Source organism: Seonamhaeicola sp. NFXS20, from assembly GCF_049132085.1.
GTDB lineage: Bacteria > Bacteroidota > Bacteroidia > Flavobacteriales > Flavobacteriaceae > Seonamhaeicola.
The window spans coordinates 133,884-147,768 of the sequence record NZ_JAFMPU010000008.1 but is presented as its reverse complement, the minus strand read 5'-3'; the positions used below and the strand labels follow the sequence as shown (position 1 = coordinate 147,768).

At 30.7% G+C, this 13,885-nt stretch carries 15 protein-coding genes and 1 other RNA gene; 7 read left to right on the top strand and 9 right to left on the bottom strand.

The genetic code is table 11. The features are described from left to right. Nucleotides 1–50: 50 nt before the first annotated feature. Nucleotides 51–1,796 (bottom strand): polysaccharide lyase family 7 protein, encoded by a 1,746-nt coding sequence (locus J1D01_RS12435; protein ID WP_421151045.1) that lies wholly within the window; start codon nucleotides 1,794–1,796, stop codon nucleotides 51–53. Nucleotides 1,797–1,947: 151 nt separating this feature from the next. Between J1D01_RS12435 and rnpB the strand changes: the two genes are divergently transcribed. Then, an RNA gene (rnpB, locus tag J1D01_RS12430) (RNase P RNA component class A) lies at nucleotides 1,948–2,268 on the top strand. A 69-nt stretch (nucleotides 2,269–2,337) separates the two neighbouring features. Here the strand turns inward: rnpB and J1D01_RS12425 are convergent. The 4 genes from J1D01_RS12425 to J1D01_RS12410 all read right to left on the bottom strand — a co-directional run bounded on the left by J1D01_RS12425 (nucleotide 2,338) and on the right by J1D01_RS12410 (nucleotide 5,330). Then, nucleotides 2,338–3,081, bottom strand: coding sequence for a hypothetical protein (locus J1D01_RS12425; RefSeq protein ID WP_372935545.1), 744 nt, complete (start codon nucleotides 3,079–3,081; stop codon nucleotides 2,338–2,340). 161 nt (nucleotides 3,082–3,242) lie between these two features. Next, nucleotides 3,243–3,788: an RsmD family RNA methyltransferase gene (locus J1D01_RS12420; RefSeq protein ID WP_421151044.1), complete on the bottom strand. Its 546-nt coding sequence runs from the start codon at nucleotides 3,786–3,788 to the stop codon at nucleotides 3,243–3,245. Continuing rightward, on the bottom strand, nucleotides 3,788–4,609 hold the full coding sequence (locus tag J1D01_RS12415; protein WP_421151043.1) for a DUF3822 family protein: 822 nt from the start codon (nucleotides 4,607–4,609) through the stop codon (nucleotides 3,788–3,790). Before J1D01_RS12415 ends, J1D01_RS12420 begins: the two co-directional genes overlap by 1 nt. Then, a complete protein-coding gene (locus J1D01_RS12410; protein WP_372935551.1) occupies nucleotides 4,593–5,330 on the bottom strand; it encodes a hypothetical protein in 738 nt (245 codons plus the stop codon). Before J1D01_RS12410 ends, J1D01_RS12415 begins: the two co-directional genes overlap by 17 nt. 122 nt (nucleotides 5,331–5,452) lie before the next feature. On the opposite strand from J1D01_RS12410, the gene J1D01_RS12405 reads away from it, so the two are divergent. The 6 genes from J1D01_RS12405 to J1D01_RS12380 all read left to right on the top strand — a co-directional run bounded on the left by J1D01_RS12405 (nucleotide 5,453) and on the right by J1D01_RS12380 (nucleotide 10,656). Further along, the gene (locus J1D01_RS12405) at nucleotides 5,453–6,877 is read left to right on the top strand and encodes an ATP-dependent DNA helicase (RefSeq protein ID WP_372935553.1); all 1,425 of its coding nucleotides are present in this window, start codon (nucleotides 5,453–5,455) and stop codon (nucleotides 6,875–6,877) included. Nucleotides 6,878–6,879: 2 nt separating this feature from the next. Beyond that, on the top strand, nucleotides 6,880–7,446 hold the full coding sequence (locus J1D01_RS12400) for a DUF4126 domain-containing protein (RefSeq protein ID WP_372935555.1): 567 nt from the start codon (nucleotides 6,880–6,882) through the stop codon (nucleotides 7,444–7,446). Nucleotides 7,447–7,494: 48 nt separating this feature from the next. Beyond that, nucleotides 7,495–8,223, top strand: coding sequence for a 3-deoxy-manno-octulosonate cytidylyltransferase (kdsB, locus tag J1D01_RS12395; RefSeq protein WP_421151042.1), 729 nt, complete (start codon nucleotides 7,495–7,497; stop codon nucleotides 8,221–8,223). Beyond that, the gene (locus J1D01_RS12390; RefSeq protein WP_421151041.1) at nucleotides 8,214–8,918 is read left to right on the top strand and encodes an HAD family hydrolase; all 705 of its coding nucleotides are present in this window, start codon (nucleotides 8,214–8,216) and stop codon (nucleotides 8,916–8,918) included. The genes kdsB and J1D01_RS12390 overlap by 10 nt, the downstream gene beginning before the upstream one ends. A gap of 105 nt (nucleotides 8,919–9,023) precedes the next feature. Then, on the top strand, nucleotides 9,024–10,106 hold the full coding sequence (locus tag J1D01_RS12385; protein ID WP_372938872.1) for an iron-containing alcohol dehydrogenase family protein: 1,083 nt from the start codon (nucleotides 9,024–9,026) through the stop codon (nucleotides 10,104–10,106). 1 nt (nucleotide 10,107) lies between these two features. Then, nucleotides 10,108–10,656, top strand: a complete 549-nt coding sequence (locus J1D01_RS12380) for a 1-acyl-sn-glycerol-3-phosphate acyltransferase (RefSeq protein ID WP_421151040.1) — start codon at nucleotides 10,108–10,110, stop codon at nucleotides 10,654–10,656. 209 nt (nucleotides 10,657–10,865) lie between these two features. On the opposite strand, the gene J1D01_RS12375 is transcribed toward J1D01_RS12380, so the two are convergent. The 4 genes from J1D01_RS12375 to J1D01_RS12360 all read right to left on the bottom strand — a co-directional run bounded on the left by J1D01_RS12375 (nucleotide 10,866) and on the right by J1D01_RS12360 (nucleotide 13,879). After that, nucleotides 10,866–11,864, bottom strand: a complete 999-nt coding sequence (locus tag J1D01_RS12375; protein WP_421151039.1) for a Gfo/Idh/MocA family protein — start codon at nucleotides 11,862–11,864, stop codon at nucleotides 10,866–10,868. Nucleotides 11,865–11,885: 21 nt separating this feature from the next. Continuing rightward, nucleotides 11,886–12,632, bottom strand: coding sequence for a YebC/PmpR family DNA-binding transcriptional regulator (locus J1D01_RS12370; RefSeq protein WP_372937473.1), 747 nt, complete (start codon nucleotides 12,630–12,632; stop codon nucleotides 11,886–11,888). Nucleotides 12,633–12,702: 70 nt separating this feature from the next. Next, complete coding sequence (locus tag J1D01_RS12365; protein ID WP_421151038.1) at nucleotides 12,703–12,993, bottom strand: 4a-hydroxytetrahydrobiopterin dehydratase; 291 nt, start codon at nucleotides 12,991–12,993, stop codon at nucleotides 12,703–12,705. Between the two features lie 58 nt (nucleotides 12,994–13,051). After that, nucleotides 13,052–13,879 carry a sugar nucleotide-binding protein gene (locus J1D01_RS12360; RefSeq protein WP_421151037.1) on the bottom strand — a complete coding sequence of 276 codons (828 nt, stop codon included), beginning with the start codon at nucleotides 13,877–13,879 and terminating at the stop codon, nucleotides 13,052–13,054. Nucleotides 13,880–13,885 lie beyond the last annotated feature (6 nt).

Below are 13,885 nucleotides of genomic sequence, written 5' to 3'. Positions count from 1 at the left end.
GAGGTAGGCGTGAGAGTTTTATACCTACCTCTGTAATATATAATCAACACTTACTTTTTAATGATAATAGTTTTAGAAACGGTACTATTATTGCCTGATAGTTGAAAAATATAAAGACCAGACTTTAAATTAGAGGTATCAACCAAATTGTTTTTAATAGGTTGATTTACAACCAATTTACCTATATAATCATAAACTTTTAAAGTATGAAAAATATTATTAAACTCTATGTTAACTTGGTTTGTTGCTGGATTAGGCCAAAGTTTTACTTCAGATGTATTGTTTATTTCATTGATAGATAAACTTTCAGTTTCAAATACTCTAAATTCCATTAAACTGCTCCAAGAACCCGTATAGGTTTCGGCTCCTAGAATTGTTAGTTTAATAAAACGTCCGTTTACGCCCTCAAAGGTATCAACTATAGGGTTTGTGCTACTTCCGGGGGTAGTGTTATTAGATCTGTTTACTATTTGAGTATATGTGCCATTCTCTGTGTTTGAGATAGATACAGTAAATTGATAGTCTCTATTATTATAACAAACTAACTCGGTTCTACCTACATTATAAATAGCACCTAAATCTATTGTAGCGGTTTGAGGGAATCCAGAAACAGACCATCTTGTGTTAGTAGAACCATCAACTAGGTTGGACACTTCGTGTACATCATCATGAACACCAGTTCCTGTAATTGGTTTGTTTAGTGCTAAGTTTGGGGTTGTGGCTTCTGCTATTACATTTACTACACAAGTATCAATATAATTGCCATCATCAGTTGTTACGGTTATAATTGCAGAACCTTCTGCTATTCCTGTAACTAATCCGTTTGAATTTACACTTGCTACACTGTTATTGTTGCTATGATAAGTTACACCAAGGTTAGTTGCTGTTGCAGGACTTATTGATGCAGTTAATTGTTGTGTGTTTCCAACTAATACATCGACATTCTCAGGAGATAACGTTACCCCGGTGACACTTACATCGTCATGGTTTACAAAGAAATCATATACCAAAACTTCGCCATAATTGTTTGGGTCATCTGTATCGTCTCCTTCTTCAACAGGATTACTTTGGGTGTAATTACCTATTTTAAAGTAAGAATCATCATAATTTAAGTCTAAAACATAATCATTAGTACCATCTTTAACTAAATAAGTATCGGCATTGTTATTGTTATAGGCATTTAATAAATTTCCATCTTCAGAATAATAACAATAGTGCTTACCATTTTTTATTAGAAAAATAACTTCATGAATGGTTCCTAATGCATAATTTGTTTTAATAGTTACATCGCTCCTTAAATTGCCTCCATTAAATGATAAAAATAGGTGTGAGTTTTCTAACCTTAATACCATGGCATCATCAATACCATCATCTTTATTTCCATGAATTTGTGTTGCTACCAAATGAGGTTTATTAATTGGTAAATTAGTAATAGCTTGTTTAACATAAACCATATGAGTGCCTTCGGTTGTCCAATATATATCAACGCTACCATCAGAGACTCTTTCTCTTAGTTCAGAACGAATGTTACTAGAATTTGGGGTAGTGCCATTGTCACTTCTTATGGGAGCACGAAAAACAATAGCATTACCAGTACCATTTACGTAAAAGAATTCGTTATTAGGTTCACCACATAAAGTTTTATCTTCTTCTCCTGTTGGGTATGTTATTTTCCATTGGTTACAATTATCCATCAAATCAGAAGGAACTAGTTGTGCCATAGATGGCATAATACACCCAATTAGCATTATAAAACAAACATATAAATGCCATTGAGCTTGAGTAGGTTTTCTCATTATATTTTAGTTGAATTGTCTTTTTAAAATTGGTTATCCAATTTGGTTAACCAAATAAAGTAAAAAAAAATGAATTAAAGAAATAAATTAATATTTAAATAAATAACAGATGTTTTTATGATTAAAAAAAATTAGTTTACTTAATTTTGCAGAAGTAGATTGCCTTATCGCTGCTATTTTATAGTAGAGGAAAGTCCGAACACCGTAGCGCAATATAGTGGTTAATGGCCACCGGTTGTAAAACTAGGAAAAGTGCAACAGAAAGTATGTACAGGTAATGCTGTAGTGAAATCAGGTAAACTCTATATGGTGCAATGTCATGTATACCAACGTTTAAGGGTTGCGCGTCCAATGTTGGAGGGTAGACAGCTAAAGTGTATTGGTAACAATACTCTTAGATAAATGATAAGGGCTTTTTTTAGTGTTTTTGCTAAAAGAAGTACAGAATTCGGCTTACAGATTTACTTTTAAAAACTAATAAACCCTTCTTAATTACAAGAAGGGTTTATGGTTAAAATAGGTTGGTTAAGGTAGGTTGTATTTATTTAGGTGAATAACTTAAATCAGGTCTTATCCAGCCAGAATATTCTTCCATTTTTTCTACATATTTTATAACTTTATTAAAAGTTTCATATCTATCGGGGCCTAAAACGTCTTGATTTGCTTTGGCTCTTTGGACACCTTCAACTTCATCTTTCGCAGGTACAGAAATTAAATAATAGTTTTCCATAGTGCCAAAACCACTTTGATAAACATTGTAATATTCTTTTGATTCTTTAGAAATAAACATGTCTTTTACCGCTTTCAAGCCTTCTTTTATTTTAGATCCGTTTTTAGGTTTATAGTACATTAAAATCCATTTACGATAGTTTTGATCTGACACATCAGTACCTTCAGGAGCCTTGTAACTTAGTTCATCTACTTTGTACAAGAGGTAAGTTCCGTGAGAATCATAGCATTTATCAAAGTTTTCAAACATTTCTCCAAATTTATCTCCCATGGCTTTGGCCATATCTTCAAAAGGATTTTTATCTAATTCAGCAAAATTTTCAATAGGGGAAATGTAATAATAGGTAAAGTCATCTCTCATGGCAGTTACCCATGAGGTTTGTAAATTGTATTCTATACTAGCCTCATTAAATTCTTTTGCAATTTTCTCATATTCGGAAGCTTTTGATGGTTTTACATTATCTTGATGAATTTGAAAAGCTTGTTGAGCAGATAGAAAAGTTACATTTAACGAGAGAAGAATTGCTAATACAAAAGGTAATTTAATAGTTTTCATTTTATTTATGGTTTAAAAGTTAGTAATACAATTTTTAAGCCCATAAACATGACAAGAAAAACAGCTGCTTTTCTAATTTGAGAGAAGTACTAAATAGAGTCTGGGACTCTTAAGGAGGTTTGTAAGATACTGAAAAAAAAGGGAATTATATATAAAAGAGGCTATTTTTTAGTAAATTTAAAGAAGCTAAAGGTATTTCCGCCATAACTTTTTGAATAATCAAAATAAATATGATTTGATAAATCTGTATGCTTAGAATGTTCAATAATTAGCACACCATTATCAAGTAATAAATTATTATTGAATATAAGATCTGATATAGCTAAAAATTGTTCTGTTGTAAAGTTATAAGGAGGGTCTGCAAAAATAATATCAGATTGAATTTTAGCTTTTTCTAAAAATTTAAACACATCACTTTTTATGGTTTGTATAGGCATTTCAAAGGCTTCTGCAGTTTTATTTATAAACTTAATGCAATTAAAATTTTCATCAACACTAATAATATTTGTTGTTCCTCTTGATGCAAATTCGTAGCTAATATTACCAGTACCAGCAAATAAATCTAGCACAGAAATATCTTCAAAATAATATGAATTATTTAAGATATTGAATAACGATTCTTTTGCCATATCTGTTGTTGGGCGAACCGGAAGGTTTTTTGGTGCAACAATTTTACGCCTTTTGTATGTTCCTGATATTATACGCATTAAAAACTTTTAATTAAAGCAAAGTTTGAATAATTTGTTTTTGTGTTTTCTATAAATTTAAAAGTATCATTTCTGTTTCCAAAAGTTATATGTCTCACATACCTATAGGTAATTTTATAAAACTCATCATCTTTATTAATATCACCTATAAATACTAAATTAAAAACTTCTGGATTAAGATTTAACTGTTCGGCAGTATATAAAATATAATAAATAAAATCTTCTTTAGTAATATACTCAAAGGTATTGTAGAATATTAATTTAGCCTTTTCAACAACTATTATTTCAAGGTGGCTAGCGCTAACATTTACATAAACTTTTGTTACTTCTGCATTTTTTTCTAATTGAAGAATAGATTCAATTAATACGGTTGAAATATGCTTAAAAGTAAATGCCCCAAATTTATCAATTAAATAGTTATTAATGTTTATATAAGGTATATAAACACAAACACTATCGCTTAGCAAAACATTATCATAAGTAATGTAATCAGACTTTAGAATTTTAGAGTTGAATTTTAAATAATCTGCTAAAGCATCTTCGTTAAATAGAGGTTTGGGTACTAGTGTAGATAACTCATTATCGTGTATTATGCAAATATTATCAAAGTTGTCATGTAAGGGTGGCTCTGTGTTGAATAGCCCTTTTAATTCATCTAAAAGTTCTATGGGGTTTAGTTTTCTATTAAAGTCAATAGTTTTTAAAGTAGAAATAGTATTAGTGTCTTTTTGTAGAATACAAAAAGAAAGTCCATTCAAACTAAGTTGAATGGACAATTGTTTATTAGTTAGTTTATTTATATTACTATTCGTTATCGCCATATGTTTTAGGCCAGTTCCCATTAGTTTTAACCTCTTCCATTGATCCTACTTTTAAGGCATCACCGTTAACACCATCTACAGAAACTACTTGGTTTTCTTGCACTAATAAATCTTTATCTAAATCGTATAAAATAACATCTTTTTTAACAGATGCTTCAAATACAGGTATGTTTAAACCATTTTGCTCTATAAACCCAGCTTCCATTTTAAATTTTTCACCTGGTTTACCTACCGGTACATTCATCATAGTTTTGTACCTATCAGAATTTTTAAATAAAGAGTCTTTAACAGGAGCAAAACCTAAAGTATCAATAATAACAATTTCCTTAGTCATATCAACACCATATCTTTTGGTCATTTCAACATCTTTAACAGTAGAATCTCTTTGTTGTGTTATAGTAAATTTTGCTGTATCAACAAACTTGATTAATCCATCAAAATTTTGAGCAAATTTACCTGTAACTGTTTTATGTGCTAGTTGTGCATCTCTTATATCTATTAAACTTTCTATTACTTGAGCATAACGCTTCTTCTTAATCTTATTAAATTTAATTGGTTCATAAATAGATTGGTAAGTTTGGTAGCCAAGGTATCCTATCAATACCCAAAGTAATATGCTTAAAAAAGGCTTTAGTTTTACTGGTACAAATTTGTCTACTAATTTAACCAATACAATAGTTAATAGTACTACACCAACAGCAATAAGAATAAATTTTAACATTGTTATATTGTTATTTTAATTAAAAAGTTATCAAAGGTCTTTCGCAAATCTACAATTTTTTTTTAATGGTTAAAACACCAATTCAATAAAAATCATTCTATATTTGAATAATTTATTTTTTAATGACAAGTTCAGAATTTTATTCGCTTATAAAACAGCAGTTTCCGTTTCAACCTACCTTAAAACAAGATATTGTATTACAGCAATTATCTAACTTTATTTTTAGTAAATCACCAAATGCCTTATATATTTTAAAAGGTTATGCCGGAACAGGAAAGACTACAATTATAGGTACAATTGTTACTCATTTATGGAAAGCCAAAAAAAGCGCTGTTTTAATGGCGCCTACAGGTAGGGCTGCTAAAGTAATTTCAAATTATTCTAAAAAGGAGGCGTTTACAATTCATAAAAAAATTTATTTCCCTAAAAAAGAAAAGGGGGGAGGCGTTAAATTTGTACTACAGCCAAATAAGCATAAAAATACGCTCTTTATTGTAGATGAAGCGTCTATGATTCCTGATACTCCTGGAGATTCTAAACTTTTTGAAAACGGTTCTTTGTTAGATGATTTAATGCAATACGTATATTCTGGTCACCAATGTAAATTACTCTTAATTGGAGATACCGCTCAATTGCCTCCTGTAAGATTAGATTTAAGTCCGGCGTTAAATGAAAATACGTTGAGCTTAAATTACAACAAAGAAGTTAGTAAAATGGAATTAGACGAAGTGGTAAGACAAGAGCAAGATTCTGGTATCTTAATGAATGCTACGGTGCTGCGCGAAGCTTTATCAAATGAAGTGTTTGATTATTTTAAATTTGATTTAAAAGGGTTTAAAGACATTGTAAGGCTTATTGATGGGCATGACATTATGGATGCAATAAATGATGCGTATAGTAATTTAGGTAATGAAGAAACCGCCATTATTGTAAGAAGTAACAAACGCGCTAATTTATACAATCAACAAATAAGAAGTAGAATCCTTTTTAATGAAAACGAATTATCTGCTGGTGATTATTTAATGGTAGTTAAAAACAATTATTTCTGGATTAAACCAACTACCGAAGCTGGTTTTATTGCCAATGGTGATATTATTGAAGTTTTAGAAATTTTTAAAATTGAAGACCTCTATGGCTTTAGGTTTGCAACAGTTAAAATAAGAATGGTAGACTACCCCAGAATGAGACCTTTTGAAACCGTATTACTTTTAGATACAATTAACGCAGAAACCCCTTCGTTGTCTTATGAAGATTCTAACAGGTTATACCAAGAAGTAGCTAAAGATTTCGAAAACGAAAGTAATTACCGGAAGTTTTTAAAAATAAAAGCAAGTAAACACTTTAATGCACTACAGGTAAAGTTTTCATATGCTATAACTTGTCATAAATCTCAAGGAGGACAGTGGCATACCGTATTTGTAGAACAGCCATATTTACCTAATGGTATAGATAAAGAATATTTGCGTTGGCTGTATACAGCTGTAACCAGAGCCAAAGAAAAATTGTATCTTATTGGTTTTAAAGATGATTTTTTTGAAGAACTATAAATATGACACCAGAAACCATTATTAGTTTATGTTTAGGAATTGGGCTTGCAGCCTCTGTAGGGTTTAGAGTGTTTTTACCTTTATTTGCACTTAGTTTAGCAGCATATTTTGATGTTTGGCATCTAAATGAGTCTTGGCAATGGATTGGTAGTACAACAGCTTTAATAACCTTAGGAGTTGCCACTTTAGTAGAAATTGTAGCATACTTTATACCATATATAGACAATTTATTAGATAGTATAGCGGTGCCTTTGGCAGGTATTGCGGGTACTATAGTAATGCTTTCTACTGTTGCAGACTTAGACCCTGTAATAACTTGGTCTTTGGCTATTATTGCAGGTGGTGGTACCGCAGCAGCCATAGCAGGAACATCGGGCACCACAAGATTAGCGTCTACAGCTACCACAGCTGGTGTAGCAAACCCTGTAATTTCAACTTTAGAAACAGGGACATCTGTAGTAATGTCTGTGGTATCTATTTTTATGCCCATTCTAGCCATTATATTAGTTGTAATAATTCTATTTATAATTTTTAAATTATATAAAAAGTTTAAAAGAGCTAAAGGCTGAACCTTTAAAAAATATCCTATTTTTGAAGCAATGTAGATTAATTAGCTTATGAAAATAATTTCAATGATTCCTGCACGTTACAGTGCAACTCGATTTCCAGGGAAGCTCATGCAAGATCTTAATGGGAAATCTGTAATTTTAAGAACCTATCAAGCAACTGTAAATACCAACTTGTTTGATGATGTTTTTGTAGTAACAGATAGTGATATTATTTATAACGAAATTATAAATAACGGTGGTAAAGCTATAATGAGTAAAAAAGAACATCACTCTGGTAGTGATAGAATTGCTGAAGCTGTAGAAAATATGGATGTTGACATCGTTATTAATGTACAAGGAGACGAACCCTTTACAGATAAAGAATCATTATCTAAACTAATTCATGTTTTTAAAAATGATAATGATAGAGTAATTGATTTAGCATCGTTAATGGTACATATTACAGATGAAGCCGAAATAAACAACCCTAATACTGTAAAAGTAATTATAGATACTTTTGATTTTGCTTTATACTTTTCCAGAAGCCCAATTCCATATCCAAGAGATAAACATGTAAATGTTAAATACTATAAACACAAAGGGGTTTATGCTTTTAGAAAAGAAGCGTTAATGGATTTTTATAAACTCCCCATGCTAACTTTAGAAGCCTCAGAAAAATTAGAACAGCTAAGGTACTTAGAATACGGAAAAAGAATAAAAATGGTAGAAACCAATGTACAAGGCATAGAAATTGATACTCCAGAAGATTTAGAACGCGCAAAAAAAGCATGGAAATAAATTATAAAAACATAAAAGTTATTGGATTTGATGCCGATGATACCCTTTGGGTAAACGAAACCTACTTTAGAGAAGCAGAAGAAGCATTTTGTAAGTTGCTTTCAGAATATGAAACACCAAATAAAATAGACCAAGAGTTATTTAAAATGGAAATGAATAATCTAAATCTTTATGGCTATGGTGTTAAAGCCTTTGTTTTGTCAATGGTAGAATCTGCTTTAGAACTTTCAAACAACAATATTTCAAATAAAACTATTGAAAAAATATTAAACATAGGTAAAAATATGCTTAATAAGCCAGTAGAATTGTTAGATGGAGTAGAAGATGTGTTAAAAGAGCTATCAAAAAAATACCGTTTAATTTTGGCAACTAAAGGCGATTTATTGGATCAAGAGCGAAAACTAGAAAAATCTGGATTAACAAATTATTTTCATCATATAGAAGTTTTAAGCGATAAAAAAGAAGCCAATTACTCTAAGTTGTTAAGTCATTTAGATGTAGAACCTTCACAGTTTTTAATGATAGGAAATTCTCTAAGGTCTGATGTATTACCTATAGTAAATATAAAAGCCCACGCTATACATGTTCCTTTTCATACCACTTGGGCACATGAAGAAGTTAGTGAAAAAGAAACTAACGGAAAATCATATAAAACGATAACTTCTTTAAGAGAATTATTAAAAATATTAAATTAAAAAATAGAATATAAGTATATATTCTGAAGAAATTTCAACAGTATTTAAACCTGTAAAAATTAAAATAGTTTTATTTTTACATTTTGAAAAAGAAAATCAAAATAAATGAGTTATAAAAACTTTCCCATGGTGCCAAGAGTTATTTTTGGCAGAGGTAGTTTCAATCAGTTAAGCGATATTTTAGCCCCAAAACGCTTAAGTATAAATGCTCCATTTATATTTTTAGTAGATGATGTTTTTAAGGCAGATACATGGTTAACTTCAAGAATACCATTAGCTTATGATGATAAAATTATTTATATATCAGCAGAAGAAGAACCTAAAACAGAACAAGTTGATGATTTAGTTGAAGAAATTATTCTTAGCTCTAAAGAAAGACCCTCTGGAGTTATAGGAATAGGAGGGGGCACTCTGTTAGATTTAGCTAAAGCAGTAGCCATAATGCTAACCAATGATGGTGAAGCTAAAGATTATCAAGGTTGGGATTTAGTTAAAAACCCTGCAGTTTATCACGTAGGTATTCCAACTATTTCTGGTACAGGAGCCGAAGTTTCTAGAACTACCGTATTAACAGGACCAAGAAAAAAGCTTGGTATTAATTCAGATTTCACGCCTTTTGACCAGGTTGTTTTAGATTCAGAACTCACAAAAAATGTTCCTACAGACCAATGGTTTTATACCGGAATGGATTGCTACATTCATTGTATAGAGTCTTTAAACGGAACGTATTTAAACGCTTTTAGCCAAAGCTATGGAGATATTTCATTAACGCTATGTAAAGAAGTATTTTTAGATGATAAATTATCAAAAATTGAAATTCAAGAAAAACTAATGATGGCCTCATGGCACGGTGGTATGAGTATAGCCTATTCTCAAGTAGGAGTTGCTCATGCAATGAGCTATGGCTTGTCTTATTTATTGGGTGTTAAACACGGAATTGGTAATTGTATTGTTTTTGACCACTTAGAAGAGTTTTATCCAGAAGGAGTGAAGCTTTTTAAGGAAATGAAAATTAAACACAATATTTCTTTACCTAAAGGTATTTGCGCCAATTTAAGTGACGACCAATTAGATGCAATGATAGATATAGCGCTAGATCTTGTGCCACTTTGGGAAAATGCTTTAGGGAAAAATTGGCAGAAAAAAATAACAAGAAAAAAGCTAAAAGAGCTATACCAAAAAATGTAATATGCAATGGTTAGCTAAATTTATCTACTATAAAATTCTTGGTTGGAAAGTTGTTGGTAATACAACACTTTCTAAAGACCAAATTAAAAAAGCAGTTATTATAGCTGCTCCTCACACTAGTTGGCACGATTTCTATATAGGTGTTCTTTTGCGCTCTGTTTTAGGAGTAAAAACAAATTTTATTGGTAAAAAAAGTTTGTTCGCTTTTCCTTTTGGATGGTTTTTTAGAGCACTTGGTGGTGCACCAGTTAATAGAACTTCAAATAAAAATCAAGTTCAAGAAATTGCACGAATATTTAAAGAAAAAGATGAATTTAGGTTGGCTATGTCTCCTGAAGGTACAAGAGAAAAAGTTGAAAAATGGCGAACGGGATTTTATTATATTGCTAAAGAAGCGCAAGTGCCAATAATAATGTTTACGTTAGATTTTGAAAATAAGCAAAATAAAATTTCAGAACCATTTTATCCAACTAATAATACTGAGGTAGATTTTAGGTTTATTCGTAACTTTTTTAAGGGAGTAAAAGGGAAAATACCTAAATATTCTTAAAGCTATTTGAGTAATTTAATTTTTGGCATAAAATTTGAAAATATATTAAATGTGCTAGTGAATGAAACATAAAGTAAACAATTTATTGTCACTAAAAAGAAACATCAACTAATACACTTAAAGCAAAAAGCTATTTCAAAAGAAATAGCTTTTATTTTTAATTTTTTATTAGATAATTAATTTTTTAGAATAAATATCTACAAGAAGAATTATAGGCTACCTAAAATTTTATCCATTACCCAATTAGCATGTAGACCAGTTTCACCCGTTGAGGGGTGTTTAAACTTTTTAAAAACTAATTCATCTCTCATGCCTTCTACATGTGGTTGTTGAATATGTTTTGGGTTTTCAATAAAAACGCTTTCATTTTTAGATTGACTTGTTAAAACAATAGGCTTTTCATGAAATACAGCAAATTCAATTTTTCCTGTGCTTCCAAAAATTGTTACTGAGTCTAAATGGCTAGAGGCTCCAAAATTCCATGTTCCAGAACCGGTAATACCGTTTTTATGAATCCAGCTTGCAGTAAAAGCATCTTTGGCACTATAAATATCTTGTTGGTTAGTACTAAAACCATGAACTTCTTTAATATTACCTAATAAAAAATTGAATAAATCTAAACCATGACTTGCTAAATCATCAAAATAACCACCAGGGGCTATTTTAGCGTCTGTTCTCCAATTGTATGCTTTAGATTTGTCTAACTCACTAGCAGGTTTGGTTTGAATCCAACTAATATGTCTAACTTCTCCAATAGTACCAGCATCTATCCATTCTTTTACTTTTAAAAATCTAGGTAATGAACGCCTGTAATAAGCCACAAAAAGAGGAACATTTTTTTCTTTAAAGGTTTCGTATATTGCTAAACTATCACGGAAACATGAAGTCATTGGTTTTTCAATACAACAAATTTTACCTGCGTTTGCAACTTTTAAAGCATATTCTTTATGGCTATCTGGTGGGGTAGCAATATAAACAGCATCAATTTCATCATCATTAATTAAGTCATTGGCGTTAGTGTAGTATTTTTTTACTTGATGTCTTTTAGCGTAATCTTTAGCTTTTTCCTCATTACGCCTCATAACAGCTACCAACTCAAACCCTTTAGTTTGCTTATATGGAGGGCCACTTTTAACTTCGGTAACATTACCACAACCTATAATACCCCATTTAATTGTTTTTGTAGCTGACTTTAAGTTGGGGTTCATATATTTTAAATTGATTTATGTTTAATCTGTAAGTTCTTGCATGGTATGATATACGTTTTGTACATCATCATCTTCTTCTAGCTTTTCTAAAAGTTTTTCTACATCTGCAGCTTGTTCAGCATTAAGTTGTTTAGTTACTTGTGGTATACGCTCAAATCCAGATGAGAGTATTTCAATATTATTTTCTTCTAAGTATGATTGAATTTTACCAAAACTTTCAAATGGAGCGTAAACCATAACGCTAGTAACTTCGTTACCATCTGCATCTTCGTCGGTGTCTTCAAAAATTTCTTCAACACCAAAATCTATAAGCTCTAGTTCTAATTCTTCTAAATCTAAATTATCACCTTTTATTTTAAAATTACAGGTGTGGTCAAACATAAAAACTACAGAACCCGAAGTTCCTAAACTACCATCGCATTTATTAAAATAGCTGCGAACATTGGCTACAGTACGTGTATTATTATCGGTAGCAGTTTCTACTAATACAGCTATTCCGTGAGGTGCATAACCTTCAAAAATTACTTCTTTATAATCGCCTTGACTTTTATCTGTAGCTCGTTTTATGGCACGCTCAATATTGTCTTTAGGCATGTTTACAGATTTGGCATTCTGTATAACGGCTCTTAAGCGGGAATTACTGTTGGGGTCTGGACCACCTTCTTTTACTGCCATTACAATATCTTTACCAATACGAGTAAAGGCTTTACTCATTGCCGACCAACGTTTTAATTTTCTTGCTTTTCTAAATTCAAAAGCTCTTCCCATAATTAATTTGTATTTTTTATTTCCGCGTAAGCGAAATTACTGTGTTAATTTTAATTTTGACAAAAATAAATTATTCTACCGGTTCTACAATAGTTTCAATAGCTTCTGCTAATTTGAAATCTTTATTTGTTACACCACCAGCATCATGTGTAGAAAGTGATATGGTTAGCACGTTGTAGTTATTACTCCAGTTAGGATGATGGTTTAGTGCTTCACACTCAAAAGCAATTCTGCTCATGGCACTAAAACAGTCTTTAAAGTTTTCAAATTCAAATTCGGCATGAATTGCGTTATCAAAATATTCCCAATCTGGAAAGTGTAACAATTTTTTTTCAATATCCTGTTCTGATAATTTACTCATTATGATGTTAATTAAGGATTAATAAAGCAATTAAAATTAATGAATAATATGCTTTAAATCAATTTATTTTTAACTCTTCTATAATATCTGCACTTATAATTTTTAAATGCTTTGGGAGTGTGTTTATTTTGGGTAAAACAGCTAAGTAACGCTCGTCATTTGTTGTGTAAACGTGTTTATAAATAGCGTTTGGTATGCAAAGAGTTTCTACCATTTCTTTAATAAAATCGTCATGATGCACCAAATCTGTACTTCCTAAATGGAAAATTCCAGATTTATTTCTATTAATTATATAGTGTATTTGTTGTGTAAGTTTATCATCATTAGTAACATTCATTACTAAGTTTGGAAAAACTTCTACAGGTTCATTTTCTTTTATATTTTGAATAATTTCTTGTAATCTAGGAGATTGTACCCCAAAAACCATTGGTAAGCGTAAAATGGCTACTTGTTTTTTGGGTAAGCGAAGTAGCATATTTTCTATTTTTATTTTAAAATGCCCATAAACACTATTGCTTAAAGTTTTATCTTCTTCATAACTTGGATATTTGCTATAAGCATCAAAAACATTGGCAGATGATAAAAAGATAAGTTTTATTTTTATAGAACGCATATATTCTATTAAGTGTTTATGTAATAGAACTTGTTTAGAAAAATCGCCTCTAAGCGCAGAAACTATAATGGTTGGTTTAACAATATCTAGGATTTCATAAATATCATCTTCTTCAAAATTAAACTCAAAAAAATGGTGGTTTTTTTCGTAGTGCTTATTGGGTGTACGGTAAGTTCCGTAGGTGTTGAAATAGGCACAGAGTTCTTTATAAATAGCATTTCCTAAAAATCCGCTAGCTCCAAGTATTAATATTCTGTGCTTTTCATTCTTCATTAACAA

What these genes read in the sequence shown, in the direction of transcription:
- J1D01_RS12435 (WP_421151045.1), bottom strand. Translation starts at nt 1,796, where the DNA reads ATGAGAAAACCTACTCAAGCTCAATGGCATTTATATGTTTGTTTTATA.
- J1D01_RS12425 (WP_372935545.1), bottom strand. Translation starts at nt 3,081, where the DNA reads ATGAAAACTATTAAATTACCTTTTGTATTAGCAATTCTTCTCTCGTTA.
- J1D01_RS12420 (WP_421151044.1), bottom strand. Translation starts at nt 3,788, where the DNA reads ATGCGTATAATATCAGGAACATACAAAAGGCGTAAAATTGTTGCACCA.
- J1D01_RS12415 (WP_421151043.1), bottom strand. Translation starts at nt 4,609, where the DNA reads ATGGCGATAACGAATAGTAATATAAATAAACTAACTAATAAACAATTG.
- J1D01_RS12410 (WP_372935551.1), bottom strand. Translation starts at nt 5,330, where the DNA reads ATGTTAAAATTTATTCTTATTGCTGTTGGTGTAGTACTATTAACTATT.
- J1D01_RS12405 (WP_372935553.1), top strand. Translation starts at nt 5,453, where the DNA reads ATGACAAGTTCAGAATTTTATTCGCTTATAAAACAGCAGTTTCCGTTT.
- J1D01_RS12400 (WP_372935555.1), top strand. Translation starts at nt 6,880, where the DNA reads ATGACACCAGAAACCATTATTAGTTTATGTTTAGGAATTGGGCTTGCA.
- kdsB (WP_421151042.1), top strand. Translation starts at nt 7,495, where the DNA reads ATGAAAATAATTTCAATGATTCCTGCACGTTACAGTGCAACTCGATTT.
- J1D01_RS12390 (WP_421151041.1), top strand. Translation starts at nt 8,214, where the DNA reads ATGGAAATAAATTATAAAAACATAAAAGTTATTGGATTTGATGCCGAT.
- J1D01_RS12385 (WP_372938872.1), top strand. Translation starts at nt 9,024, where the DNA reads ATGAGTTATAAAAACTTTCCCATGGTGCCAAGAGTTATTTTTGGCAGA.
- J1D01_RS12380 (WP_421151040.1), top strand. Translation starts at nt 10,108, where the DNA reads ATGCAATGGTTAGCTAAATTTATCTACTATAAAATTCTTGGTTGGAAA.
- J1D01_RS12375 (WP_421151039.1), bottom strand. Translation starts at nt 11,864, where the DNA reads ATGAACCCCAACTTAAAGTCAGCTACAAAAACAATTAAATGGGGTATT.
- J1D01_RS12370 (WP_372937473.1), bottom strand. Translation starts at nt 12,632, where the DNA reads ATGGGAAGAGCTTTTGAATTTAGAAAAGCAAGAAAATTAAAACGTTGG.
- J1D01_RS12365 (WP_421151038.1), bottom strand. Translation starts at nt 12,993, where the DNA reads ATGAGTAAATTATCAGAACAGGATATTGAAAAAAAATTGTTACACTTT.
- J1D01_RS12360 (WP_421151037.1), bottom strand. Translation starts at nt 13,879, where the DNA reads ATGAAGAATGAAAAGCACAGAATATTAATACTTGGAGCTAGCGGATTT.